The following is a 22579-nucleotide window of genomic DNA, read 5'->3' as shown; positions in this document are numbered from 1 at the left end:
TCTCCAAGTGACGCCAGGCACAACGCCATACGGATCTAAACTGAGGGTTGATCAGGTTCGGCTGACCCGACAAGCAGATGAACAACGGCACTGTCTTCCTCCACATCACTCGGTGGAACGCACGTTAGTCGTCCCGATCCCAATCTAACCTGTAGTGCTGCTCTTGAAGCAAGGCAGATGTAGTTTCTCTCTGTGGCGGGTGCGCGTATATCCCTCTGCCCATACCGCAGATGAAAATTCCCACCGACGCATCGTCCCAGCGCGGTTCCCATGTGTCGCGGACCGCGGCCTGGGACTGCCGCCGTCTTCGGAAGAAAGCAGACAGCGCCTTGCGGCTGCGGCTGAACAGTCTATCCAACGCATTAGAGATCATCGGCGTTTTCCCACCTGCCGGCAAAGTACGACCGATTGGGGAGTGAAGGAAATTTGCATCCCAAATGCTCGCATTTCCATTCCTTTGTCCGGGCGCCCCTCCGGAGGGCCAATCGCCGGAAGGACAAAGGAAATAAACTTTCCAAATGCCTCCATCATATGAATAAATTTTTGTGATGGCATCGCGCCCTATAACGTCCGGTCATTCAAGTCCCACAGATGGAGGAGCGCAATGACGGACGACATGCTGCATGTGATGAAATGGCATAACGGCGAGAAGGAATATTCGCCCTTCTCCGACACCGAGATGCGCCGCCGCCAGAGCGATGTGCGGCGCTGGATGGCGCAGAACGACGTCGATGCGGCGCTGTTCACCTCCTACCACTGCATCAACTACTATTCCGGCTGGCTCTACTGCTATTTCGGCCGCAAATACGGAATGGTCATCGATCAGGACAATGCCACGACCATCTCGGCCGGCATCGACGGCGGCCAGCCGTGGCGCCGCAGCTTCGGCGATAACGTCACCTATACGGACTGGCGGCGCGACAATTTCTATCAGGCGGTCCGCCAGCTCACCTCGGGCGCCCGGCGCATCGGCATCGAGTTCGACCATGTCACGCTCGATTTCCGCCGCCAGCTCGAAGAGGCCCTGCCGGGCGTCGAGTTCGTCGATATCGGCCAGCCTTCCATGTGGATGCGGACCATCAAGTCGCTGGAGGAGCAGGCGCTGATCCGCGAGGGCGCGCGCGTCTGCGACGTCGGCGGCGCGGCATGCGCGGCGGCCATCAAGGCGGGCGTGCCGGAACATGAGGTCGCCATCGCCACGACCAATGCGATGATCCGCGAGATCGCCAAGTCGCATCCGTTCGTCGAGCTGATGGACACCTGGACGTGGTTCCAGTCGGGCATCAATACCGACGGCGCGCACAATCCGGTGACGAACCGCATCGTCCAGTCGGGCGATATCCTCTCGCTCAACACCTTCCCGATGATCTTCGGCTACTACACGGCGCTCGAGCGCACGCTGTTCTGCGATCATGTCGACGACGTGAGCCTCGACATCTGGGAGAAGAACGTCGCCGTGCATCGCCGCGGCCTCGAACTGATCAAGCCGGGTGCGCGCTGCAAGGACATCGCCATCGAGCTGAACGAGATGTACCGCGAATGGGACCTGCTGAAGTATCGCTCCTTCGGCTATGGCCACTCCTTCGGCGTGCTTTGCCACTATTACGGCCGCGAGGCGGGTGTGGAGCTGCGCGAGGATATCGATACCGTGCTGCAGCCGGGCATGGTGGTGTCCATGGAGCCGATGGTCATGCTGCCCGAGGGCGTTCCCGGCGCCGGCGGATACCGCGAGCACGACATCCTGATCGTGAAGGAAGACGGCGCCGAGAACATCACCGGCTTCCCCTTCGGGCCGGAACACAACATCATCCGCAACTGAGCGGAGAGAGCACTCCAAGAAAAATGGACCGGCAAGCAAGCTTGCCGGTCCATTCCCATTCAGGCCGCAGGGGAGACGGCATCAGCCGTGGAATTCCGTCCTCAGCGCCGCGACGATGCCCTTGACGCAAACGTCGAGAAGGATGCGGCCCTTTTCCTCGGAAGCATCCTTGGGCGAGGAAAGCGTGCCGCTCGGCGGCGTCCATTCCGGCTTCGGCGGATAGACGTCATAGGGCGGGAAGCTGGCAGGCACATGATCGATCGCCCGGTCGAGCTCGACCAGATGCGGATAGAGGGCGAGCATCAGCGACGTCTCCAGCACGCCGCCGTGTTCGAGGTCCCAGCCGGTGAACCCGTCCGGATAGAGCCTCGCGATCGTCGCCTTGTCGACGAAGTCCCAATAGGAGAGCACGACGATCTTGACGTCCGCGATGCCGCCCCACTTCAGCTCGCGCAGGGCAAGGTCGATACCCTCGACGATGAACCAGGAGTTCTCGAAATGGCCGTTGACGAGGCAGATCTTGCGCACGCCGTGACGGGCGAATTCCTTGATGACGTCGCGCAGCGCCGCGACCAGCGTGGCGCCGTCGAGGCTGGTCGTTCCGGGCAGATGGTTGCCCCCGCCGGACTTCTGGTGGGACTTGTAGCCGTAGGTGAAGGGCGGCGCGACCAGCGCGCCGATTTCGCCCGCCACGCGCCGGGCGAATTCGGTCGGCAGCAGCACGTCGACATGCATCGGCATATGGTGGCCGTGCTGCTCCATGGAGCCTATGGGAATGAGGATCGGCACGGTGCCGTCCCGGACCCTTTTGTCATAGTCCGGCCATGGCAATTCGGCGGCGAATACGGAATCGGTCGGCATTGGCATCTCCCTCCTTGAAAATGGAGAGGAATAATTGCTGCCTGCTCGAAAATATGAGAAATTTATATTCGTCATCTTCCTATGAGAAATTGAAATCCATGCGCCATATCGTCAATTTCCAGACAGACCTCCTGCGGACCTTCGTTTCCGTCATCGATCTCGGCGCCTTCACCAAGGCCGGCGAGGCGCTGGGGCGGACCCAGCCGGCCATTTCCCTGCAAATCCGGCGGCTGGAGGAACTGGTGGGATCGCCCATCATCAAGCAGGTGGGCCGCACGCTCCTGCTGACGAGCGAGGGCGAGATGCTGTTGAGCTACGCGCGGGAAATCCTGCGGCTGAACGACGAGGCGGCGTCCTATTTCAATCGGGCGAAGATCGCCGGCGTCATTCGCGTCGGCCTGCCCAACGACTATGCGGTGGCCTTCCTGCAGGGCGTCATCACCGAGTATACCCGCCAGAATCCCGAAATCTCGCTCGAACTGCATTGCGGGTGGAGCGCGGAGATCCTGGACCGGCTGCGCGCCGACGAACTGGACATCGCCATCGCCATGGTCAACAGCGAAACGGCGCAATACCTGTCGCGTTCCTGGATCGAGCGGCCGGTCTGGGCGGCGGTGGAGGATATCCGGTTCGACCGGGCCCAGGGCGTGCCGCTTGCTGCCCATCCGGAAGGATGCGCCTACCGATCGCGCATGATCCAGGCGCTCGACGCCGCCAATATCCGCTGGCGTGTCGCCTATACGGGCTCTGGCATCGCCGGATTGCAGAACGCGGTCGTCAACGGCCTCGGCGTCAGCGCGCTGACCCGCTACACCATGGTGCCCGGCATGCGCATCCTGGACGAGAAGGACGGCTTCCCGCCGCTTGCCGAAATCCGGGTCGGGCTGTTCTACAAGCACCCGCGCCTGTCGGATGCTGGCATCCGGCTGGTCAACCATGCCATTGCGCGCCTCGACGAGGCGGGGGTCTCCGGCGACCCGACGCGGGCACATGTCGAGCTTGTCCGACAATAAGGCACCCAAATGCAAAAATTATGAGAATTAATTTTGCAAATGGATTAGCACTGCATACCCTCGCTCCAATAACAAGCGAAGGGGAATGCAATGACTATCAGATCCATGATTCAGCAGCGTCCGACCAGACGCGACGTTCTCAAAGGCGCCGCCCTTATGGGCGGTGGAATTCTCGCCACGCCCTATCTCAGCCGGATAGCTTTCGCCGCGCCGGTCGAGCTCACCATGCTCGCATGGTACGGCCATGCCGAGCCCGACGTCGTCGCCGAATTCGAGGCGGAGAACAACGTCAAGTTCAAGCCGAAATATTATACCGGCGGCGACAACATGCTCGGGCTGATCGCTCAGTCGCCCCCCGGCACGTTCGATATCATCCTGTCGGACGCGGAATATGTCCAGCAGCTGAATGCCGCCGGCTATATCGAGGAGCTCGATCCGAAGGACTATGCCTTCGACGACTACTTCCCCGAATTCCAGAAATTCCCCGGCCATTGGCAGGACGGAAAGCTCTTCTCCGTGCTCACCCGCTTCGGCTTCCTGGGCGTCGCCTACAACACCGACGCGCTGACCGAGAAGGAAGCCTCCACCTACAATGTCTTCTGGGACGAAAAGCTGAAGGGCAAGGTCGGGCATTTCGACTGGCATCTGCCCAATCTCGGCCAGATCAGCCTGCTGGAAGGCAATTCCTCGCCCTACGACATCGACGAGGGCGCCTGGGAGAAGCTGCAGGAGAAGACGAGAACGCTGCGTCCGCAGGTCGGCGGCTTCTTCGATTACGGCGGCACCTTCTCCTCCCTCCAGAACGGCCAAATGCTGGCCATGGCCGGTATCGGCGACTGGATCACCGGCACGCTGGAAAGAAGCGGCGCCAAGGTGCGCAGCGTCATTCCGGAGGAAGGCGGCCTGCAGTTCACGGAATCCTTCTCCATCGGCAAGGGGTCGCAGAAGGCCGATCTGGCCAAGAAATGGATTCAGTACATCACCTCGCCCAAGGGCCAAGTGAAGTCGGCGAACATGGCCGCCTATCCCTGCCTCATTCCCAGCCGGAAGGGCTGGGAGCTGCTGGCCAAGGAGACGCCGGAGGAGGCCAAGCGCCAGGGAATGCTGCTCAACGAGAGCAACGTGATGGACATGATCCGCAACGGGCGCATCAAGTACCGGCAATTGCCCGTGCAACAGAGCCTGGAAGACTGGAACGATTTCTGGTCCGAATACAAGGGCGCCTAGCCAGCGGCTGCGAGGGCTGTATTTATACTGCTCCTTCCAGGGGCGGGCCTCCGGTCCGCCCCTCCACTCCGGCAATCCCCCGTGGCCCCCCACGGGCGCCGGTCAGTCGCCGCACGTCGAGCCCGGAGCCAGCCATATGCGCAAACCGATCACCTTATACGGGTTGACCTTCTCCCTGCCGATGCTGATCTGGCAGGTCATGTTCTTCCTCGCCCCGCTGCTGTTCCTGATCGCTCTCAGCTTCTGGACGGTCCGCAACTTCCGGATGGAACCGGATTTCGACACCGTTAACTGGGTCAGAATCCTCGGACGCGGCGTCTTCTGGGACGCCTATCTGCGCACCTTCACCCTTTCGGCCGCCTGCGCGGCCATCGCAAGCGCGCTTGCCTTTCCCGTCGCCTATGCGATCGCCTTCAAGCTGTCGGAGACGGCACGGCGCTGGGCCATCTTCCTGATGGTCATCCCGTTCTTCACGAGCTATCTCGTGCGCGTCTATTCCTGGCAGATATTCCTCTCGGACAACGGCATCTTCAACGCGCTGTTCGCCAGCGCTGGCCTTGGCCCCTTCACCATGCTGAACACGAGCTTCGGCGTGATGGTGGGCTACCTGACGCTCTGCCTGCCGCTGGTCGTCCTGCTGCAGCTCTTCAGCCTGATCTTCGTCGACATGAACCTGATCGAGGCGGCGCACAATCTCGGCTGCGGGCGGCTGCGCACGGTCTTCGAGGTTATCGTGCCCTCGGCGAAGGTCGGCCTGGTCATTGCCGCGCTCTTCTCCTTCATCCTCACCTTCGGCGATTTCGTGAGCCCGCTCTATCTCGGCGGCGGCGATCCCCCGACGCTTTCCATCCTGATCACCGACACCACCAAGTCCGGCCAGCAATGGCCGCGGGCGGCGGTGATCGCGCTGACCATGATCGCAACCCTGCTGATGGTCGCCTTCGCGGCGGTCCGCTATGCCTACAAGGAGCGCGGCCGATGAACGCCTTCAACCGCAACCCGCTGGTCGAGATCGCCCTGAAGCTCTACCTGCTGCTGGCCTTCGCCTTCATCTTCGCCCCGATCGGCGCGAGCTTCGTCTTCTCGCTCAATGTCGACCGCTTCCCTTCCCTGCCGCTCGGCGGTTTCTCGACCATATGGTACGAGACCGTGGCCGCCGATCCGCTGGTCTGGGAAGGGCTCCGCAATACGCTGGTGACGGGTCTCAGCGTTTCGGTGCTCGCCACGGCCATAGGCTTCGGCGCAGCCTATACGGACTTTCGCTACCATTTCATGGGCAAGTCCCTCTATCTCGCGCTGGCGCTGCTGCCGCCGACCATCCCGGTGGTCATCCTGGGGCTGGCGATGCTCGCCTTCCTGTCGAACATTCACCTCTCCGGCGCCACCCATTCGGTCATCATCGCGCATGTGGTGATGTGCGCGCCCTTCGCCATGGCGATCATCCGGCTGCGGTTGTCCCAGATGGACTCATCGCTCGAGGCGGCCGCGTGGAATCTCGGCGCGTCGGAATGGATGGCGATGCGCCATGTCATCATTCCCTTCTGCAAGCCGGCGATCCTTGCCGCGCTGTTCATCACCATGGCCGTGTCCTTCGACGAGTTCGCCGTCGCATGGTTCGTCTCCGGCCTCAACGAGACCCTGCCGGTCAAGGTACTCGGCTTCCTGCAAGGCCAGGTCAGCCCGCGCATCAATGTCATCGGCACCTTCGTCTTCATCGTCTCCATGACGCTGGTGGTACTGGCCCAGATCCTTCTCATGAAACGCGGCAGCGCACCGAAGGCCGCCGCCGACAACGCCGGAGTTCAATAGCATGACCGAACAGGCTCTCGTTGTATTCGATGGCGTCGTCAAGCGTTACGGCCCGTTTCTCGCCGTGGACAGGACCGACCTGGAAATCCGCAAGGGGGAGTTCCTCGCCATCATGGGCTCCAGCGGCTGCGGCAAGACGACGACGCTGCGCATGCTGGCCGGCCTGGAAACGCCGAGCGAAGGCGAGATCCGGCTTGCCGGAAAGCGCATCAACGACCTGCCGACATGGCGGCGGGACACGCCGATGGTCTGGCAGAGCCTGGCGCTGTTTCCCTTCCTCACCGTGCGCGAGAATGTCGAATTCAGTCTGCGCATGCGCGGCGTGGAGAAAGCGGAACGCCGAAAGCGGGTCGATACATGGCTGGAACGCATGCAGATCGGCGAGTTCGCCGAGCGTAACGTCAATCATCTTTCCGGCGGCCAGCGCCAGCGCGTGGCGCTCGCCCGCTCGCTGGTGACGGAACCGCAGATCCTCCTGCTCGACGAGCCGCTGTCGGCGCTCGACGCCCATCTCAAGGTGCGGATGCAGACGGTGCTGTCCAATCTCCAGCGCGAGCTCGGCATCACCTTCGTCTATGTGACGCATAGCCAGTCCGAAGCCTTCTCGATGGCCGACCGCGTCGTGATCATGAGCCGGGGACGGATCGAGCAGATCGGCAATCCGCAGGAGATCTACCGCGCGCCGCGCACCCGCTTCGTCGCGGAATTCCTCGGCTCGTCCAACATCTTCTCCGGCAGCGTCGCCGATACCGACGGCCAATCCATGAAGATCGCCACGCAGGCCGGGGAGTTCACCGTCGCAGTCGGGGCGGCGCCACAATTGCGCAAGGGAGATCAAGCGACCTTCGTCGTCTCGGACGACCGCGTCCAGCTGAGCAACGAACCGCCGGGCGAGGGATACAACGGCGTGCAGGCGTTGGTGGTCGGCGAGGAATTCGTCGGCGCCACGGCGGTCATCCATCTGGAAAACGCCGCCGCCGCGCTGGAGCTGAAGGCGCAGAAGAGCCATGACGAACTGGAAGGGCTCGATCTTTCCCCGGGAGCGCCGGTCTGGCTCTCCTGGCGTCCGGACGTCGCCCATGTCCTGCCCGGCACACCCGGCTAACAGGGAGGGAACGCGATGTTTGAGCGCGCAATAGGGTATGTCGTCGCCGACCGGCGGGAGCGGCCGAGGGTGCAGCCGCGTCCGACCGTCGCGCTGCGGGTCGGCTTCGTGCTGGCGCGGCATTTCACCTTGAGTGCGTTTTCCTTGTTCGTCGATACGCTTCGGCTGGCCAGCGACGTCGACGACCGTTCAGGCCGTCTCCTGTGCGATTGGGACGTGATCAGCGCCACGCCGCACATGATTGCGTCGAGCTGCGGGATCAAGGTCTCGCCGACGACAAGGCTGGGGAATCCGGAACGCTACGACTACATCGCCGTCATCGGCGGTCTTCTCAATGTCGAGGAACAGCTCGATCGTGAGACCATGGCCTTCCTGCATGAGGCTTCACGCAAGAAGACCAGGATCATCGGCGTCTGCACCGGCAGTTTCATCCTTGCCGGCTCGGGCCTTCTGCATAACCGGCAGGCCTGCGTAAGCTGGCTGCACTATTCCGAGTTCAAGGCCCGTTTTCCGGAGGTCCGGCTGACCTCGCAGCGGCTTTTCATCGAAGATGGCGGCATCATCACCTGCGCCGGCGGCAGCGCGGTCGCCGACCTTGCGGCGCTCCTGGTTCGAAGGCATGTGGGGGAGAGTGCGGAGAAAAATGCCCTTGAGATTCTTCAACTAGAGCGCCGGCGAGACGGCAGCGAAGTCCAGAGCCGTGCACCGATCTCGCTTCCGGTGCATTTCGATGAGCGTATCAAGGCCGCGCTGCTTTGCATGGAGCAAAATCTCGACGAGCGGATCGGCATCGGCGAGATAGCGTTGAGCGTTGGCCTTTCACGCCGTCAGCTCGAACGCATTTTCCATGACAAAACTGGCATTTCTCCAGCGGCGGCATACGAGAAAATCCGCTTGAAACAGGCCATGCTACTCATCGAGCGAACGTCCAAATCACTGATCGAGATTGCCCTTGATGTCGGCTTCGCGAGCAGTTCGCATTTTTGCCGGAGGTTTCGCGCAAACTTTGGGACAACACCCAACGCCCTTCGCATGAAATCGCGGGCGCCTCGATCACTGGAACTAGGACCAGCGCATTCGTAGACACGATGGCGATCGTCAAAGATCGATCACGATCGAGGATCTCAGCTATGTACAGCGCAGCAGCACCCGATCGCCCGTCATCACGTCGAGCGGCTCAACGAACGCTCGATGTAAAGGATGGCCTCAAGGTTCAACGGCCCAGCGCTTTTGGACCAGACTGCCGGATAGACCACATCAACAATACCTGTGATTTTTCTGTTTTAAAACAATACCTTATTGACTGTGTCGCATAAGTTTCATTACGGAACTAACTATCTGATAATTCTATCATCTTCGCCGCCCTGCTTATAAGTAAGCACCTTCGCATGGCTGAAGCTACCGTCGTCTTTCGCCTGAACATAGTTGTAGCCGACCTTTGTCTCGACATGGGCGCTGGCCATCTCGCGGCGCCGTATAGCGTCCCACACCTGGACATAGACCAGCTCGCCTTCATCACCGCAGGGCTGCACCCGCATGAGATGTTTCGCGGCTTCGTACAGAAAAGCCTGCTTCTTCACCTCGCTTTCCGCGCGAAGGTAATAGACCCACAACAGGCAGGCGCGGTGCAGGTGCGTGAAGTTTGGGTCGTCCCGAATGGGCGCTTCTTCAGGAGCATGTCGCTTCATCAACACCTTCTTGGAGTCGGTTGAGGCGAGCGCCGTATCCCTCGCCTTCACGCCAGCAAATTACCATGAAATCTGTTTACCGATCCAGCCATGCCGGGCGTGGTGGAACACAAGGCGTTCTTCGATCCGTCAGGCCCGTCAGGGGTGGCAAGCGGCTCTGCCGGGACGGGTTTCCATTGGCATCCCATCCTGTTATGTTCATTCTATGTTCCGGCTTCGCGCCCTTCCCGCGATTGGCTCCGGACGGTGCTATCTGCTGATCGAGCGACGGACAAATGGCTGTTACATATCTGGAAAAGCTGAACGACCGGCAGCGCGAAGCCGTCGAGCATGGCGTCGGCCTGCCGGACGGCAGGATCGGCGGGCCGCTGCTGATCATCGCCGGCGCGGGAAGCGGCAAAACGAACACCTTGGCCCATCGCGTCGCGCACCTGATCGTCAACGGCGCCGATCCGCGCCGTATCCTGCTGATGACCTTTTCCCGCCGCGCCGCATCCGAGATGGCGCGCCGCGTGCAGCGCATTTGCCGGCAGGTACTCGGTGAAAATGCCGCCATCATGACCGACGCGCTCGCCTGGGCCGGGACGTTTCACGGCATTGGTGCGCGGCTCCTGCGGATGTACGCCGAGCAGATCGGCCTCAGCGTGGATTTCACCATTCACGACCGCGAGGATTCCGCGGACCTGATGAACCTCGTTCGCCACGAGCTGGGCTTCTCGTCAAAGCAGACCCGTTTTCCGACGAAGAGCACCTGCATCGCGATCTATTCGCGCGTGGTCAATTCGCAGGTCGCGATCAAGGAGATCCTGAAATCGTCCTATCCATGGGTGCTGGAATGGGAAGACGAACTGAAGCAGCTTTTCGCCGCGTACGTTGAGGCCAAGCAGGCGCAGAACGTCATGGATTACGACGACTTGTTGCTCTACTGGGCTCAGATGGTTTCCGAACCGGAGCTGGCCGAGGATGTCGGCAACCGTTTTGACCACATCCTCGTCGACGAATACCAGGACACCAATCGGCTGCAGGCTTCGATCCTCATGTCGCTGGCTCCGGGCGGCCGCGGCCTGACTGTCGTCGGCGACGACGCTCAGTCGATCTATTCCTTCCGCGCGGCAACCATCCGCAACATTTTGGATTTCCCGCAGGAATTCTCGCCGAAGCCTGCTGACGTTATCACGCTCGACCGCAACTATCGCTCGACGCAGCCAATCCTGGCAGCGGCGAACGGCGTGATCGAGCTGGCTCGCGAGAGGTACACCAAGATCCTCTGGACCGACCGCGCTTCAGAACAGCGCCCGATGCTCGTCACTGTCAAAGACGAGATTGATCAAGCCGCCTACATCGTAGAACAGGTGCTGGCAAACCGCGAAATCGGGCTCACCTTAAAGCAGCAGGCCGTGCTGTTCCGCACCTCCAGTCATAGCAGCGCGCTGGAGATCGAGCTCACGCGGCGAAACATCCCGTTTGTCAAATTCGGCGGCCTCAAATTTCTGGACGCCGCGCACGTCAAGGACATGCTTGCGGTCATGCGGTTTGCGCAGAACCCGCGCGACCGGGTTGCCGGCTTCCGCGTCCTGAAGCTGCTGCCCGGTATCGGGCCGCAGACGGCCGGCAAGATCCTCGACACGATCGCGGCCGATCCAGAGCCGTTGCAGTCGCTGGCGGAGATCCCGCCGCCCCAGAAGACCGGCGATGACTGGCCGGCCTTCATCATGCTTGTCACGGCCCTGCGAAAAGCAGTGGCGGGCTGGCCGGCGGAGATCGGCACGGTTCGCATGTGGTATGAGCCGCATCTCGACCGCATCCATGAGGATGTCGACACCCGCAAGGACGACCTGCTGCAGCTTGAACAAATCGCTGGTGGCTATGCGAGCCGTGAGCGGTTCCTGACCGAATTGACCCTGGATCCGCCGGACGCGACCAGCGATCAGGCCGGCGTTCCCCTGCTCGACGAGGATTACCTGATCCTTTCAACGATTCATTCGGCCAAAGGACAGGAATGGCGCGCCGTGTTCATGCTCAACGTGGTCGACGGCTGCATCCCGTCCGATCTGGGCACGGGCACAACCGCCGAACTCGAGGAAGAGCGGCGGCTGCTCTATGTCGGGATGACGCGGGCGCGTGACAGCCTCGCCCTGATCACCCCACAGCGATTTTTTACGAGTGGGCAAAACGCCCGGGGCGATCGGCATGTCACCGCTGCGCGAACACGCTTCATTCCGGCCACGCTTTTGCAATTCTTCGAGGTGGCCGGCTGGCCGAAGGTGAGTGCTTCCGCCGGCGAGCAGAGCACGCGCCAGATCCGCGTCGATATCGGTGCGCGGATGCGATCGATGTGGAAATGAGCCATGCAGCCCGTCATGTCGGCAGAGAGCGAGGACGAGAAGCCGGATCGCGAGGAGCGGGTCCGGCGTATCGTCCATATCGACATGGACTCCTATTACGCGTCGGTCGAGCAGCGCGATAATCCGAAGCTGCGCGGCAAACCTGTTGCCGTCGGCAGCCCGTCGGCGCGCGGTGTCGTCCTGACCGCAAGTTACGAGGCCCGCCCCTTCGGGGTACGCTCCGCACTTCCTTCACTGACCGCAAAGCGCCTCTGCCCTGACCTGATCTTTGTGCCGGCGCGCTTTGATGTCTATCGTTCGGTCAGCGCGCAGATTCATGCGATTTTCGCGGAATATACCGACCTGATCGAGCCTCTATCGCTGGATGAGGCCTATCTCGACGTCACGGACAACAAGCAAGGAATTCCGATCGCGACTGAGATCGCCACCAGGATTCGCGCTCGCATCAAGGACGTCACCGGCCTCAACGCCTCTGCCGGCATTTCCTACTGCAAATTTCTCGCCAAAATGGCGAGCGATCTGAACAAACCGAACGGCCAGGCGGTCATTACGCCCCGCCACGGGCCGGCTTTTGTCGAGCGTCTCGCCGTCAAGAAATTTCACGGCGTCGGCCCCGCAACCGCCGCCAAGATGGAGCGGCTCGGCATCCTGACCGGCGCCGATCTCAGGGCGAAGTCGCTTGCCTTCCTGCAGGAACATTTCGGCAAGTCGGGTAGCTGGTACTACAACATTTCCCGCGGCATCGACGATCGACCGGTTCGGCCGGATCGGGAGCGCAAGTCCGTTGGCGCCGAAGATACCTTCATGACGGACATCTTCGATCTGGATACGGCACGCGCCGAAATCTCCCCGCTCGTCGCGAAAGTCTGGCGCCACTGCGAAGCCAAAGGCCTGCACGGCCGGTCGGTGACGTTGAAAGTGAAATATACCGATTTCCAGACCATCACTCGGAGCAGGACCGAACCCGCCCCATTCGAGACGGCTGACGAGGTCATCGCGAAGGTCCATGCTCTCCTTGATCCCCTCTTCCCGACGGCGAAAGGGATCCGCCTTCTCGGCGTCACGCTGTCGTCGTTCACAGACGACGTCGCGAGCGGAAGCGCCGATCAGCTTCAGCTGGAAATCTAGTCTCAACCCTCTCCGTCGAAATCTGTGGCGGCCGCGCTAGATTATTGCCGAACCGAGATACACCCGAGCCGTTGGAGGGACCATGTGTAACGATTACAGATTGATGGTCGAGCTCGCGTCGCTCATCGAAGAGTTCGAGCACCTCAAGATCAAAATCCGCTTTCCCGAGGGCAGGCCGAACATCGCGGCACGCGAGGATATCAGGATCACCGACACGGCGCCGATCGTCCGCACGGTGGAGGGCGAGCGCGGGGCCGGTGAGCTTGTCCAGCGCCGATGGAGCTGGCCGGGCCCGACGAAGAAGCCCGTCTACAATTTCCGGTCAGAAGGTCGCGAGTTCGCATCCAACCGGGCGATCATTTTGGCCGACGCCTTCTTCGAGTTCACGACGCCGGAAGACCCGAAAAAGAAGCGCAAGGACAAGTGGATGTTTCGCAAGGTCGGAGAGCCGCTTTTCGCGATTGCCGGCATCTGGCGCGCCACTGAGGAGGTGGGCGAGGCCTTCACCATGCTCACCATGCCGCCCGGGCCTGACATCGCACCCTATCATGATCGCCAGATCGTCATCCTCGAGCGCGACGCTTGGGCAGACTGGCTCGATCCCGCCGTTTCCGCCAAGACGCTGATCAAGCCGCTGCCGGCCGGATCGCTCACCGTGGAGCAGGTCGGCTGATGCGCTTTTCCTTCCCGCATGGCCATGCCTTTCCGGGCGGCCAGGTCCGCGTAGAGGATGCGGAAGCCACAGAGGGAATGTGTGTGGTGGAGTTCGGCGACGGGATCGCGATGATCGGAGAGTGGCATCCGGATGGCATGACATCCTTCTGAGAATTCCTGCCTACCGCACCGCGAAGGGAACCGATGTGGAAGCGCGTCATTGGCGGCTGGTGCGGGGCAAAGAGGGGCAGTGGCGCTCGCAGCGAGTTCCATAGACCGTTCGCAGGCCACGATCAGCGAAGCGGACCCGAGGAGGACAGGTGAAAATCGCGACCTATAACGTCAACGGCGTAAACGGCCGGCTTTCGGTCCTGCTGCGATGGCTCGAACACGATGCACCCGATGTCGTTTGCCTTCAGGAACTCAAGGCGCCCGATGACCGGTTTCCCCGCCGCGAGCTTCAGAAAGCGGGATATGAAGCGGTCTGGCACGGGCAGAATAGCTGGAACGGCGTGGCGATCCTCGCGAAAGGTGCGCTGCCCGTCCTGACGCGGCGCGGCCTGCCCGGCGATCCCGACGACACGCACAGCCGATACATCGAGGCAGCGGTGAACGGCATCCTGGTCGGCTGCCTGTATCTTCCGAACGGCAACCCTGCGCCCGGGCCAAAGTTCGACTACAAGCTTCGCTGGTTCGAGCGCCTGCAGGCATATGCGGCGGAGCTTCTTGCCCTCGATCTGCCGGTGGCGCTCATCGGCGACTATAATGTCATGCCGACGGATCTCGATGTCTATGCGCCGGAGCGCTGGCGCGACGATGCCCTGTTTCGTCCGGAGGTCAGAAACGCCTATGCCGATCTCGTGGCGCAAGGGTGGACCGACGCGATCCGCCATCTTCATCCGGATGAGCGGATCTACACATTCTGGAAATATTGGCGCAATTCCTTCGAACGCGACGCCGGCTTGCGGATCGATCATCTTCTTCTCAGCCCGGCGCTTGCGCCCTGGCTGAAATCCGCCAACGTCCGGCGCGCGCCGCGAAGCTGGGAGCATACCAGCGATCACGCACCCGTCATGATCGAGATCGACCCGCCGGCGGACGCGGGCTAGGCGGGCGGCTGCGCGGCCATTCGCCGTTCGCGTGACCGTGCTGTTCGCCGCGCCTCGCGCAGTTCCTCGATGGTCGGCAGCCACCAGCCTCGTTGGCGCTCTTGTTCTGTCGGCTCCGCCTTCGACGGCCAGGTGTGGACAAGCTCCTCCAGCGCGGGAATGCGCCAGGTTCCCCAAACGCGGTCGTCGGGAAATTCGGGATAGAGATCGGCGATGTCGCCGGGCGCGACCAGTTCGCCGGTTACGTCGCCCACGACGATGATGCCATAGGGTGCCGTTGCGATCGGCCGTGCCAAGGGCGGAAGATCCTCGGCCGGTAGCGGAATGCGCCTGCGCTTGCGCTCGGCTGCGCGGCGACGGGATTTCTTCTCCTCGTCCGTGCCCTTGCGTGCTTCCGCCCGCTTGCGTCTTTCCCCGGGTTCGCACCGCCGCGCTTCCGCTTCGATGGCCTCCCAGTGATCGACAAGATCGTCATAGGAGGCAAAGGGCACGCGCCAAACCTCGCCGTCCCATCGGGCATATGGCACTTGGTGGAGTTCCGCGACGATCTTATGCGAATACGGCGTCTTGATGCGAAACCCATCTTTGTCGACGCCGAGATAGGGGCTGAGGATCGGTTCGAAGGCATAGGCGTCCCTGCCCTTCGCGTCCGCATAGGGATCGATGCGGGATTCTTCCTTGGCCAACCAGCGGTCGATACGCCGTTGCGCGGTCTTCCCCGGAACGATCCACGCCCTGCGCCGGTCGCTCCAACGGGCGCGCGGGAACGTCTCGCGAAATCGCTGCACCGTTATGCGGTCGAACGGAAAGGCGACGGCAGCACGCTCGCCGCCGTCATCGCCTTCTATCTCGATCTCGTCATCCACGGCATCACCGTCACGGCGAAGAGAAGCTGTCCGCTCCTAGTGCTTCGTGGGCCGGTCGCCGCGATCGCCTTCGCCGGGCTTGGCCTCGTTTTTCGCCTTGTGACGGCGGTCGGCGGCCAGGGATCGCCCTACATCGACGCTTTCCTTGAACTGGCCCTTTTCGTCGCGCCGAACATAGCGCTTGTCGGTCCCGGTATCGATAGTCTCTCGCTTGGTCATCACGGTCTTCCTTTCCTATTGCGGTCTAGGAAAACGCACGGAGCCGAGAGAAAGATGCAGTGAATCAACGGGATATTGCGGACTCGCAATGAGGGAGACTGGCAGCGCCTAACTTATTGATTTCTGATTCGTTTTCGAAGCGGAACAAATTCGCAAGTGATTCGCTTGACTCGCTTTGGTTGCGTCGAGTCGGGAGTTTCGAGATGGCCCAGCGTGCTCAGTGGAAAGGCTTCATCAAATTCGGAGAAGTGAGTTGCGGCGTCGGGCTCTACACGGCGGCCAGCACCTCCGAGCGCATCTCCTTCCATACGATCAACAAAAAGACCGGCAATCGCGTCAACCGCATCTTCATCGACAGCGATACCGGCAAGGAAGTCGAGCGCGAGGACCAGACCAAGGGCTTCGAGGTCGAGAATGGCCAATACATCATGATCGATCCCGAAGAGGTGGCCGCGACGATTCCCGAAAGCAACAAAACGCTGACGGTCGAGGCCTTCATTCCCTGCTCGGATGTCGATGACGTCTATTTCGACAAGCCCTATTATCTCGTGCCGACCGACCGCGTCTCCTCTGATGCCTTCACCGCGCTGCGTGATGCCATCGAGAAATCCAAAGTCGCCGCGGTCGCGCGCACCGTCCTGTTCCGCCGCATGCGGACGGTACTGATCCGCACGCATGGCAAGGGTCTGATCGCCACGACTATGCAATACGACTACGAGGTTCGCTCCTCGGAAAAGGCGTTCGAGGAGGTGCCGAAGCTGAAGATCAAGGGCGAGATGCTGGATCTCGCGAAGCACATCATCGCCACGAAGAAAGGAACCTTCGATCCGGCCGATTTCGACGATCGGTACGAAGCTGCCGTGGCCGAGCTGGTGAAGGCGAAGATCGAAGGCAAGGCGCTTCCCAAGCGCAAGGAGGTCAAGGTCTCGAAGCCGGACGATCTTCTTGCGGCACTGCGCGAGAGCGCAAAGATGCTCAAAGCCGGCGACGACAAGCCGAAGCGCGCGGCCGCCAATGCCAACAAGGGCACCGGTCGCAAGCCTGCTGCGCGGTCTACAGCATCGAAGACGCGCAGCCCCGCGGCCGCGCAACGTAAAGCCGGCTGAGGAGGCAAGAAATGGCACCGCGCCCCTACTGGAAAGGCTATCTGAAGCTCTCCCTCGTCACCTGCCCCGTCTCGATGTCGCCGGCGACGTCGGAAAGCGAGAAGGTCCGCTTCCACACCTTGAACAAGGTGACCGGCAATCGCGTCGTCTCGCAATATGTCGATGCGGTCACGCGCAAGCCGGTCAAGGACAATGACGAGGCGAAGGGCTATGCGCGCGGTGAGAACGACTACGTGCTCCTCACCGACGACGATCTGGACGCCGTCGCCCTCGATACGGTCAAGACCATCGACATCGAAAAATTTGTGCCGCGCGACAGCATCGAATGGGTTTATCTGGAGAAGCCGCACTATCTCGTGCCCGACGACCCCGTAGGCCACGAGGCCTTCGCCGTCATCCGCGATGCCATGGCGGCCGACAAGGTCTATGGCGTCTCGCGGCTGGTGATCGGTCGGCGCGAGCGCGCGGTCGTGCTGGAGCCTCGTGGCGAAGGCATCGTCGTCTGGACGTTGCGCTTCGGCGACGAGGTGCGGCCGGAGGAATCCTATTTCGAGGATATCGACGACAGGTCCGATCCCGATCTCGTCCCGCTGGTGCAGAAGTTTATCAAGCAGCACACGAAGGAATGGTCGCCGGACATGGTCTCCGATCCGGTACAGGACGCCCTCCTCGACATCATCGCGAAAAAGAAGGAGGCGCTGAGGCCGTCGAAGAAGGGCAAGACCAAGGGAGACGAACGCCCGTCGGGGGGCAATGTCATCGATATCATGGACGCACTGCGCAAGAGCCTGGCAGCAGGCGAAAAAGGCAAGCGCGCATCCTGAAAGCGTCACGGAAGGCACCTATGTTCGATCTCTCTCGCACCCGTAATGGACATTCATGAAGAAGCGCCAATCCGCCATTCCTCTGTATGACGAGTCGCGCGAGACCTTGCAGTCCCGCCCGGTCCGCAGACGCGATCCCGAACAGCCGAGCCTGCCTTTCGATCCGATGCCCGATCGCATCGAGCCATGCCTCGCGCTACTGCGGCCGGCGCCGCCGGAGGGACCGGACTGGCTCTACGAACTCAAATGGGACGGCTATCGCCTGGCGATACACATCGAGCCGAAGGGCGTGCGGATCATCACCCGCGGCGGTCACGACTGGACCCATCGTTTTCCCAGGATTGCAGAGGCGGCGAGGAAGCTCGGCGTCGGAACCGCCATCCTCGATGGTGAAGCAGTGGTCCTCAACAAGGAAGGACACGCGGATTTCGGGGCGCTGCAGCGTTCGCTTGGCGGGCGCGGCGGCAAGCGGGCCTCGACGGAGGCGGTGTTCTTCGCTTTCGACCTTCTCTATTTCGACGGTCACGATCTAACCAGAACCGAGCTTTCCGTGCGCCGGCATCTGCTGGAGGATTTCCTCGACGGCGCGGTCGGCGCGGTGCAGCTTTCCGAGGAGGCGCATGGTGATGGCGCCGCGCTGCTGGCGAATGCCTGCTCGATGGGCCTCGAAGGCATCATCGCCAAGCACCGCGACAGGCCCTACCACTCAGGCCGGACCGGCGACTGGATCAAGATCAAGTGCGTCCAGAGCGAGAGCTTCATGATCGTCGGCTACGAGCGGTCCGCCTCGGCGCGTGGCGGCATTGGCAGCCTGCTGCTCGCCGCCCGCAAGGGCGACGACTGGGTCTCGGTCGGATCGGTCGGGACGGGATTCAAGACCGCCGACGCCGAGTACCTGCGCAAAACGCTCGACAAGCTGAAGACCAAGAGGCCGGTCGTGCCGCTGAGGGGCAAGAACTATGTCTTCGCTCTGCCGACGCTGATTGCCGAGATCGAGTTCCGCGGCTGGACGGACGACGGCAATCTTCGCCACGCCTCCTATAAAGGCCTGCGCGAAATCCAGGACAATGCGGCGGTGTTCGATATCGGCGACAGCCCGGTTCGGTAAAGGCCTCATGATCGGGTCAATCACACGGCTCCTCAACGCGATCCAGCTCGAAGAAGAATAGGCGATCGTCACCGCTGATCACCATCGCTCCCATGGCACGCTTGCCGTCGACCCGCCGGAAGTGATCGACGATGGGCTGCTCGTCGTAGACCATGGCGGCACTCGCCAGACCATCGAACGATAGCATTTGCACCGAGGCGACAGGACCGTTCGCCCTCAGGCGGCGCTGGAGGTAGGAGAACAGGTTTCGTGCGGCCCGCGTCTTCCCGAGGTGGTGGAAGCGGAGCGCCAACCGAAGCGGTATCCGCTTGGGATCAATCGCGACGAGCCGGCGCTCCGCCGACCGAAACAAGAGCGCGTCCGCTCGTAGGTCCGAGGTGAACCTCTTGCCGAACCAGCCAAGGTTTTCCAACACGCCGTCGAAGGGATGGCCTGACGGGATGCTCCGTACTCTCCAAAGACCGGCAAGCTCGTGCGACTCGATTGGCGACAGCTCCCGGAATCTCTGAAAAGGCGTCTGCTGAGTGTTCATCGGACGATCCGTTCGCGTAATACCGCCCCACACGTCATCTCATCGGTCAAGGTCGGCGTCATCGAGACCGAAGTGATCGAGCACAAACTGCAAGTTGCGGCGGTTCGATTTGAAATAGACGTCGAAGACATCGCCGAGCAGCGGCACACTGCCCGCGACCGTGTCGAAGCCGACATTCACCAACATTCTGACCAGCTTGTCCTTCGGCACACCGAGGCGACGCGCCTCGTTGACGATGAAGAGGCTGACCGCGGCCGCGCCGAAGTCACCGACGCCCGGGAGCAGGCCGAGGACCGAGTCCGCGCCGAGTGATATTCGCGTTCCAGGAACGCGAAGGGCGGTGTCCATGAGCCGCGCCAGTCCGCGGATACGCCGAAGGCGCGCCAAGTGTTCGATTGGGAGATTGTGCGTTTTCATTCGTCTCGATGCCAGAACGTTCAAAGATCATGCCGCTGTCTTCTGCTTGCCCAGACGTTTGATCGCCTGCTCCAGCGGTCGCTGTCCGTCGCAGTAATCCTCCCACGCGCTCGTCTTCGTCAGCAACGCGGGGACCGTGCGAACGGTGAACCGTTTGGGATCGAGATCGGATTTGACCTGCGTCCAGGTCAGCGGCATCGACACGGTGGCGCCCGGCCGTGCCCGTGGGGACAACGGCGCGACCGCCGTCGCCATGCGATCGTTCCGCAGGTAGTCCAAGAAGATGCGCCCTCCCCGCAGGCTCTTGGTCATCTTGATGAGATAGGCATCGGGATTATCGCGCGCCATCTCCTGGCAGACGTCGTGGGCAAAGCCCTTGGCCTCGGCCCAGGACAGCGGCTTGCGGGCATTGACGGCAAGCGGCGTCACCACATGCAGGCCCTTGCCGCCGGTGGTCTTGCAGAAGCTGATAAGACCGAGATCGTCCAGCCGATCGCGCATCTCGCGGGCCGCCGCGACCACGGCCGAGAATGGTACGTCCGGACCAGGATCGAGATCGAAGACCAGTCGGCCGGGCACTTCCGGTTTACCCGGTTCGCAGTTCCAAGGATGCAGCTCTATGCCGCCGATCTGCGCGATGGCGATGAGGCCTTCAACCCGGTCCACCTGCAGGTAGGGCTTTTTGTCGCCGAACACCTTGACCAACTCCAGCAGGTTCGATGTGCCCGGCATGGCGTGGCGTTGGAAGAACTGTTCTCCGCCGATGCCATCAGGCGCGCGGATGATCGAGCACGGGCGTCCCTTCACATGGTCGATGAGCCAGGCGCCGACCGCTTCGTGATAATGCGCAAGATCCTCCTTGGTGACCGCGTGACTGTCGCCGCCGGCATCCGGCCACAACGCTTTGTCCGGATTGGAGATGAGCACGCTCATGATCTCGGCCTTCGCGCCTTTCCGGCGGGCAGGTTTCGCCTTTGTCGCCGCAGTCGGCTCCGGCGTCTCGGTCTTTGCCGGGGATGCCGGCTTTTCGGCTTCGACCTCTGCCGCCGGCTTGTCTTCCCGCAGGCCTTTGAAGGCCGCTTGGCGAACCAGGCCATCGGCGGTCCATCCGGCGAACTCGATCTCGGCGACCAACTCGGGTTTCAGCCAGACGACCTCCTTTTCCTTTTTCGGGGCACCTATCCCGGTAAACGGAGATTTTTCCGCTTCCGCTGCCTTCAGCTTCGGCATCAGCGTCTCGACTTTCTTAGCGCCATAACCCGTGCCGACCCGACCGACGTAGACAAAATGCTCGCCGCGATTGACGCCGACCAGCAGCGAGCGGAACTTGCCATTCGTCTTGGCATAGCCTCCGATCACGACCTCGTGGCCGGCTCGGCATTTCGACTTTGCCCAGGTGTCGGTCCGGCCGGATCGATAGGGGGCATCCGCCTGCTTGGACACGATGCCCTCAAGCGAGAGCTTGCAGGCAGAACGAAGGACTGCGTCGCCGCCGGTTTCGAAGTGCTCGACGAAACGCAGGTGGGGATCGTCAGTGGCATCCGCCAACAGCTCCTGTAGCCGGGCCTTTCGATCCGCCAGCGGCTTTTCCCTCAGATCCTCACCGCCGTCGAACAGCAGATCGAAGGCGAAATAGACGAGATTGGCGGTATTGCGCTCCGACAGGGCCGCCTGCAATGCAGCAAAGTCTGGAGCGCCGTTGTCGTCGAGGGCGCAAATCTCGCCATCGATGATGCAGTCCGGAAGAGCGGCGGCAGCATCGGCGATCTCCGGATACTTTGCCGTCCAGTCCAGCCCCTTGCGGGTCTTCAGCGTCACGGCGCCGTCCGCAACCCGGAGCTGGATGCGGTAGCCGTCGAATTTGATCTCGTGCAGCCAGTTGTCGCCGGTTGGCGGGCGTTCGAGCGTTTCGCAGAGCTGTGGTGAGATAAAGTCTGGAAGATCGACCGCAGTCGATGTGGCTACGTCTTTGCGCGTTTTCTTTTTGCGCTCGTCGGCCGCCAGACCCTTCTTGCTGTCCCAGACGGCATCCGCCTCGACATCGCCACTCGCGATCATGAACGGCGTCGGCTTGCGCCCCTTGCCGCCGGCGATCTGCTCCATCGTTCGAGCCGACGCGACCGAAGACGTGTTCTCATCCAGGATTGCTGCGCCGTTTTCTTCGACGGAATGCTCGTCGTGGTGCTTGATCAGCAACCAGTTGGTCCGCTTGCCGCGGTCGCGGTCGTTGCGCATCCGCACCAGCACGAAGCTACCGTGCAGGCGCTTGCCGTGCAGCACGAATTTGAAATCGCCCTTCCTGAGAGCCTCCTCCGGCGACTTGTTGCCTTCCGGCTCCCAGTAGCCTCTATCCCAGAGCATCACCGTACCGCCGCCGTATTGGCCTTTGGGAATCGTGCCTTCGAAATCGCCGTAGTCGAGCGGGTGATCCTCGACCTCGACCGCCAGCCTTTTCTCATGCGGATCGAGCGAGGGTCCTTTCGTGACGGCCCACGATTTGAAGACCCCGTCCAGTTCCAGGCGGAGATCGTAATGAAGGCGTGTCGCGTCGTGCTTCTGGATGACGAAGCGGCGCCGGTTCGATGGTTTGACCGCGGTCGCGCCGCTCGGTTCCTGCGTCTGCTTGAAGTCCCGCTTCTTCTTGTAGGTTGAGAGCTTGTCAGCCGCCATCTTCGACCTCGATACAATTCGCGTTGCCGGCGCCCGGCGTCGACAGAAAAACCCGCTGCAGAGGATAGTTGTTCCCTCG

22 protein-coding genes are annotated in these 22579 nt (G+C 61.8%); 15 read left to right on the top strand and 7 right to left on the bottom strand.

Annotation, left to right across the window (positions count from 1 at the left end):
- Positions 1-604: 604 nt before the first annotated feature.
- The gene (locus WMC41_RS31055) at positions 605-1819 is read left to right on the top strand and encodes a M24 family metallopeptidase (RefSeq protein ID WP_288083530.1); all 1215 of its coding nucleotides are present in this window, start codon (positions 605-607) and stop codon (positions 1817-1819) included.
- 81 nt (positions 1820-1900) lie between these two features.
- On the opposite strand, the gene WMC41_RS31050 is transcribed toward WMC41_RS31055, so the two are convergent.
- Positions 1901-2680 (bottom strand): creatininase, encoded by a 780-nt coding sequence (locus WMC41_RS31050; RefSeq protein WP_353853354.1) that lies wholly within the window; start codon positions 2678-2680, stop codon positions 1901-1903.
- Positions 2681-2778: 98 nt separating this feature from the next.
- On the opposite strand from WMC41_RS31050, the gene WMC41_RS31045 reads away from it, so the two are divergent.
- The 6 genes from WMC41_RS31045 to WMC41_RS31020 all read left to right on the top strand — a co-directional run bounded on the left by WMC41_RS31045 (position 2779) and on the right by WMC41_RS31020 (position 8917).
- Entirely contained in the window at positions 2779-3693 is a 915-nt protein-coding gene (locus WMC41_RS31045; RefSeq protein WP_432349945.1) for a LysR substrate-binding domain-containing protein, read from the top strand.
- A 105-nt stretch (positions 3694-3798) separates the two neighbouring features.
- Positions 3799-4920 carry an extracellular solute-binding protein gene (locus tag WMC41_RS31040; RefSeq protein ID WP_432350221.1) on the top strand — a complete coding sequence of 374 codons (1122 nt, stop codon included), beginning with the start codon at positions 3799-3801 and terminating at the stop codon, positions 4918-4920.
- A gap of 136 nt (positions 4921-5056) precedes the next feature.
- Positions 5057-5902, top strand: a complete 846-nt coding sequence (locus WMC41_RS31035; RefSeq protein ID WP_288083534.1) for an ABC transporter permease — start codon at positions 5057-5059, stop codon at positions 5900-5902.
- Positions 5899-6729: an ABC transporter permease gene (locus WMC41_RS31030; RefSeq protein ID WP_432349944.1), complete on the top strand. Its 831-nt coding sequence runs from the start codon at positions 5899-5901 to the stop codon at positions 6727-6729. The genes WMC41_RS31035 and WMC41_RS31030 overlap by 4 nt, the downstream gene beginning before the upstream one ends.
- A 1-nt stretch (position 6730) precedes the next feature.
- A complete protein-coding gene (locus WMC41_RS31025; RefSeq protein ID WP_288083536.1) occupies positions 6731-7834 on the top strand; it encodes an ABC transporter ATP-binding protein in 1104 nt (367 codons plus the stop codon).
- 15 nt (positions 7835-7849) lie between these two features.
- Positions 7850-8917, top strand: a complete 1068-nt coding sequence (locus WMC41_RS31020; RefSeq protein ID WP_288083537.1) for a GlxA family transcriptional regulator — start codon at positions 7850-7852, stop codon at positions 8915-8917.
- Between the two features lie 251 nt (positions 8918-9168).
- Here WMC41_RS31020 and WMC41_RS31015 read toward each other — a convergent pair whose 3' ends face one another.
- Positions 9169-9522, bottom strand: a complete 354-nt coding sequence (locus WMC41_RS31015) for a hypothetical protein (RefSeq protein WP_432349943.1) — start codon at positions 9520-9522, stop codon at positions 9169-9171.
- Positions 9523-9797: 275 nt separating this feature from the next.
- On the opposite strand from WMC41_RS31015, the gene WMC41_RS31010 reads away from it, so the two are divergent.
- The 5 genes from WMC41_RS31010 (at position 9798) to xth (ending at position 14758) form a co-directional block, all read left to right on the top strand.
- The gene (locus tag WMC41_RS31010; RefSeq protein WP_432349942.1) at positions 9798-11867 is read left to right on the top strand and encodes an ATP-dependent helicase; all 2070 of its coding nucleotides are present in this window, start codon (positions 9798-9800) and stop codon (positions 11865-11867) included.
- Between the two features lie 3 nt (positions 11868-11870).
- On the top strand, positions 11871-12995 hold the full coding sequence (gene dinB / locus WMC41_RS31005) for a DNA polymerase IV (protein ID WP_432349941.1): 1125 nt from the start codon (positions 11871-11873) through the stop codon (positions 12993-12995).
- Positions 12996-13077: 82 nt separating this feature from the next.
- On the top strand, positions 13078-13668 hold the full coding sequence (locus tag WMC41_RS31000; protein WP_432349940.1) for an SOS response-associated peptidase: 591 nt from the start codon (positions 13078-13080) through the stop codon (positions 13666-13668).
- Complete coding sequence (locus tag WMC41_RS30995) at positions 13668-13820, top strand: hypothetical protein (RefSeq protein WP_432349939.1); 153 nt, start codon at positions 13668-13670, stop codon at positions 13818-13820. The genes WMC41_RS31000 and WMC41_RS30995 overlap by 1 nt, the downstream gene beginning before the upstream one ends.
- 149 nt (positions 13821-13969) lie before the next feature.
- A complete protein-coding gene (gene xth / locus WMC41_RS30990; protein WP_288083544.1) occupies positions 13970-14758 on the top strand; it encodes an exodeoxyribonuclease III in 789 nt (262 codons plus the stop codon).
- Here the strand turns inward: xth and WMC41_RS30985 are convergent.
- Together WMC41_RS30985 and WMC41_RS30980 are read right to left on the bottom strand one after the other, a co-directional pair.
- Positions 14755-15624: a hypothetical protein gene (locus tag WMC41_RS30985; protein ID WP_432349938.1), complete on the bottom strand. Its 870-nt coding sequence runs from the start codon at positions 15622-15624 to the stop codon at positions 14755-14757. The two genes, xth and WMC41_RS30985, sit on opposite strands and share 4 nt — an antisense overlap.
- A gap of 36 nt (positions 15625-15660) precedes the next feature.
- Positions 15661-15843: a hypothetical protein gene (locus WMC41_RS30980; RefSeq protein ID WP_432349937.1), complete on the bottom strand. Its 183-nt coding sequence runs from the start codon at positions 15841-15843 to the stop codon at positions 15661-15663.
- Positions 15844-16046: 203 nt separating this feature from the next.
- Between WMC41_RS30980 and WMC41_RS30975 the strand changes: the two genes are divergently transcribed.
- Genes WMC41_RS30975 through ligD (WMC41_RS30965) form a run of 3 tightly spaced genes read left to right on the top strand, consistent with a single transcriptional unit; the run spans position 16047 to position 18881 of the window.
- Positions 16047-16949 carry a Ku protein gene (locus WMC41_RS30975; protein ID WP_432350219.1) on the top strand — a complete coding sequence of 301 codons (903 nt, stop codon included), beginning with the start codon at positions 16047-16049 and terminating at the stop codon, positions 16947-16949.
- Between the two features lie 11 nt (positions 16950-16960).
- A complete protein-coding gene (locus WMC41_RS30970; RefSeq protein ID WP_432349936.1) occupies positions 16961-17773 on the top strand; it encodes a Ku protein in 813 nt (270 codons plus the stop codon).
- 55 nt (positions 17774-17828) lie between these two features.
- Positions 17829-18881 (top strand): non-homologous end-joining DNA ligase, encoded by a 1053-nt coding sequence (gene ligD / locus WMC41_RS30965; protein WP_432349935.1) that lies wholly within the window; start codon positions 17829-17831, stop codon positions 18879-18881.
- Between the two features lie 16 nt (positions 18882-18897).
- Here ligD (WMC41_RS30965) and WMC41_RS30960 read toward each other — a convergent pair whose 3' ends face one another.
- From WMC41_RS30960 to ligD (WMC41_RS30950), 3 genes are read right to left on the bottom strand one after another with little or no spacing between them, the layout of a single operon-like run.
- The gene (locus WMC41_RS30960; protein WP_432349934.1) at positions 18898-19413 is read right to left on the bottom strand and encodes a DUF4334 domain-containing protein; all 516 of its coding nucleotides are present in this window, start codon (positions 19411-19413) and stop codon (positions 18898-18900) included.
- Positions 19414-19452: 39 nt separating this feature from the next.
- Positions 19453-19830, bottom strand: coding sequence for a DUF4112 domain-containing protein (locus WMC41_RS30955; protein WP_432349933.1), 378 nt, complete (start codon positions 19828-19830; stop codon positions 19453-19455).
- Between the two features lie 27 nt (positions 19831-19857).
- On the bottom strand, positions 19858-22500 hold the full coding sequence (ligD, locus tag WMC41_RS30950; RefSeq protein ID WP_432349932.1) for a DNA ligase D: 2643 nt from the start codon (positions 22498-22500) through the stop codon (positions 19858-19860).
- Positions 22501-22579 lie beyond the last annotated feature (79 nt).

Origin of the sequence: Shinella yambaruensis, assembly GCF_050859155.1 — a bacterium.
GTDB lineage: Bacteria > Pseudomonadota > Alphaproteobacteria > Rhizobiales > Rhizobiaceae > Shinella > Shinella yambaruensis.
This window is presented reverse-complemented; position numbering and strand designations above follow the sequence as displayed.

Excerpts from the sequence above, each read along its gene's own strand:
- WMC41_RS31055 (WP_288083530.1), top strand. The coding sequence starts at position 605 with ATGACGGACGACATGCTGCATGTGATGAAATGGCATAACGGCGAGAAG.
- WMC41_RS31050 (WP_353853354.1), bottom strand. The coding sequence starts at position 2,680 with ATGCCGACCGATTCCGTATTCGCCGCCGAATTGCCATGGCCGGACTAT.
- WMC41_RS31045 (WP_432349945.1), top strand. The coding sequence starts at position 2,779 with ATGCGCCATATCGTCAATTTCCAGACAGACCTCCTGCGGACCTTCGTT.
- WMC41_RS31040 (WP_432350221.1), top strand. The coding sequence starts at position 3,799 with ATGATTCAGCAGCGTCCGACCAGACGCGACGTTCTCAAAGGCGCCGCC.
- WMC41_RS31035 (WP_288083534.1), top strand. The coding sequence starts at position 5,057 with ATGCGCAAACCGATCACCTTATACGGGTTGACCTTCTCCCTGCCGATG.
- WMC41_RS31030 (WP_432349944.1), top strand. The coding sequence starts at position 5,899 with ATGAACGCCTTCAACCGCAACCCGCTGGTCGAGATCGCCCTGAAGCTC.
- WMC41_RS31025 (WP_288083536.1), top strand. The coding sequence starts at position 6,731 with ATGACCGAACAGGCTCTCGTTGTATTCGATGGCGTCGTCAAGCGTTAC.
- WMC41_RS31020 (WP_288083537.1), top strand. The coding sequence starts at position 7,850 with ATGTTTGAGCGCGCAATAGGGTATGTCGTCGCCGACCGGCGGGAGCGG.
- WMC41_RS31015 (WP_432349943.1), bottom strand. The coding sequence starts at position 9,522 with ATGAAGCGACATGCTCCTGAAGAAGCGCCCATTCGGGACGACCCAAAC.
- WMC41_RS31010 (WP_432349942.1), top strand. The coding sequence starts at position 9,798 with ATGGCTGTTACATATCTGGAAAAGCTGAACGACCGGCAGCGCGAAGCC.
- dinB (WP_432349941.1), top strand. The coding sequence starts at position 11,871 with ATGCAGCCCGTCATGTCGGCAGAGAGCGAGGACGAGAAGCCGGATCGC.
- WMC41_RS31000 (WP_432349940.1), top strand. The coding sequence starts at position 13,078 with ATGTGTAACGATTACAGATTGATGGTCGAGCTCGCGTCGCTCATCGAA.
- WMC41_RS30995 (WP_432349939.1), top strand. The coding sequence starts at position 13,668 with ATGCGCTTTTCCTTCCCGCATGGCCATGCCTTTCCGGGCGGCCAGGTC.
- WMC41_RS30980 (WP_432349937.1), bottom strand. The coding sequence starts at position 15,843 with ATGACCAAGCGAGAGACTATCGATACCGGGACCGACAAGCGCTATGTT.
- WMC41_RS30975 (WP_432350219.1), top strand. The coding sequence starts at position 16,047 with ATGGCCCAGCGTGCTCAGTGGAAAGGCTTCATCAAATTCGGAGAAGTG.
- WMC41_RS30970 (WP_432349936.1), top strand. The coding sequence starts at position 16,961 with ATGGCACCGCGCCCCTACTGGAAAGGCTATCTGAAGCTCTCCCTCGTC.
- ligD (WP_432349935.1), top strand. The coding sequence starts at position 17,829 with ATGAAGAAGCGCCAATCCGCCATTCCTCTGTATGACGAGTCGCGCGAG.
- WMC41_RS30960 (WP_432349934.1), bottom strand. The coding sequence starts at position 19,413 with ATGAACACTCAGCAGACGCCTTTTCAGAGATTCCGGGAGCTGTCGCCA.
- WMC41_RS30955 (WP_432349933.1), bottom strand. The coding sequence starts at position 19,830 with ATGAAAACGCACAATCTCCCAATCGAACACTTGGCGCGCCTTCGGCGT.
- ligD (WP_432349932.1), bottom strand. The coding sequence starts at position 22,500 with ATGGCGGCTGACAAGCTCTCAACCTACAAGAAGAAGCGGGACTTCAAG.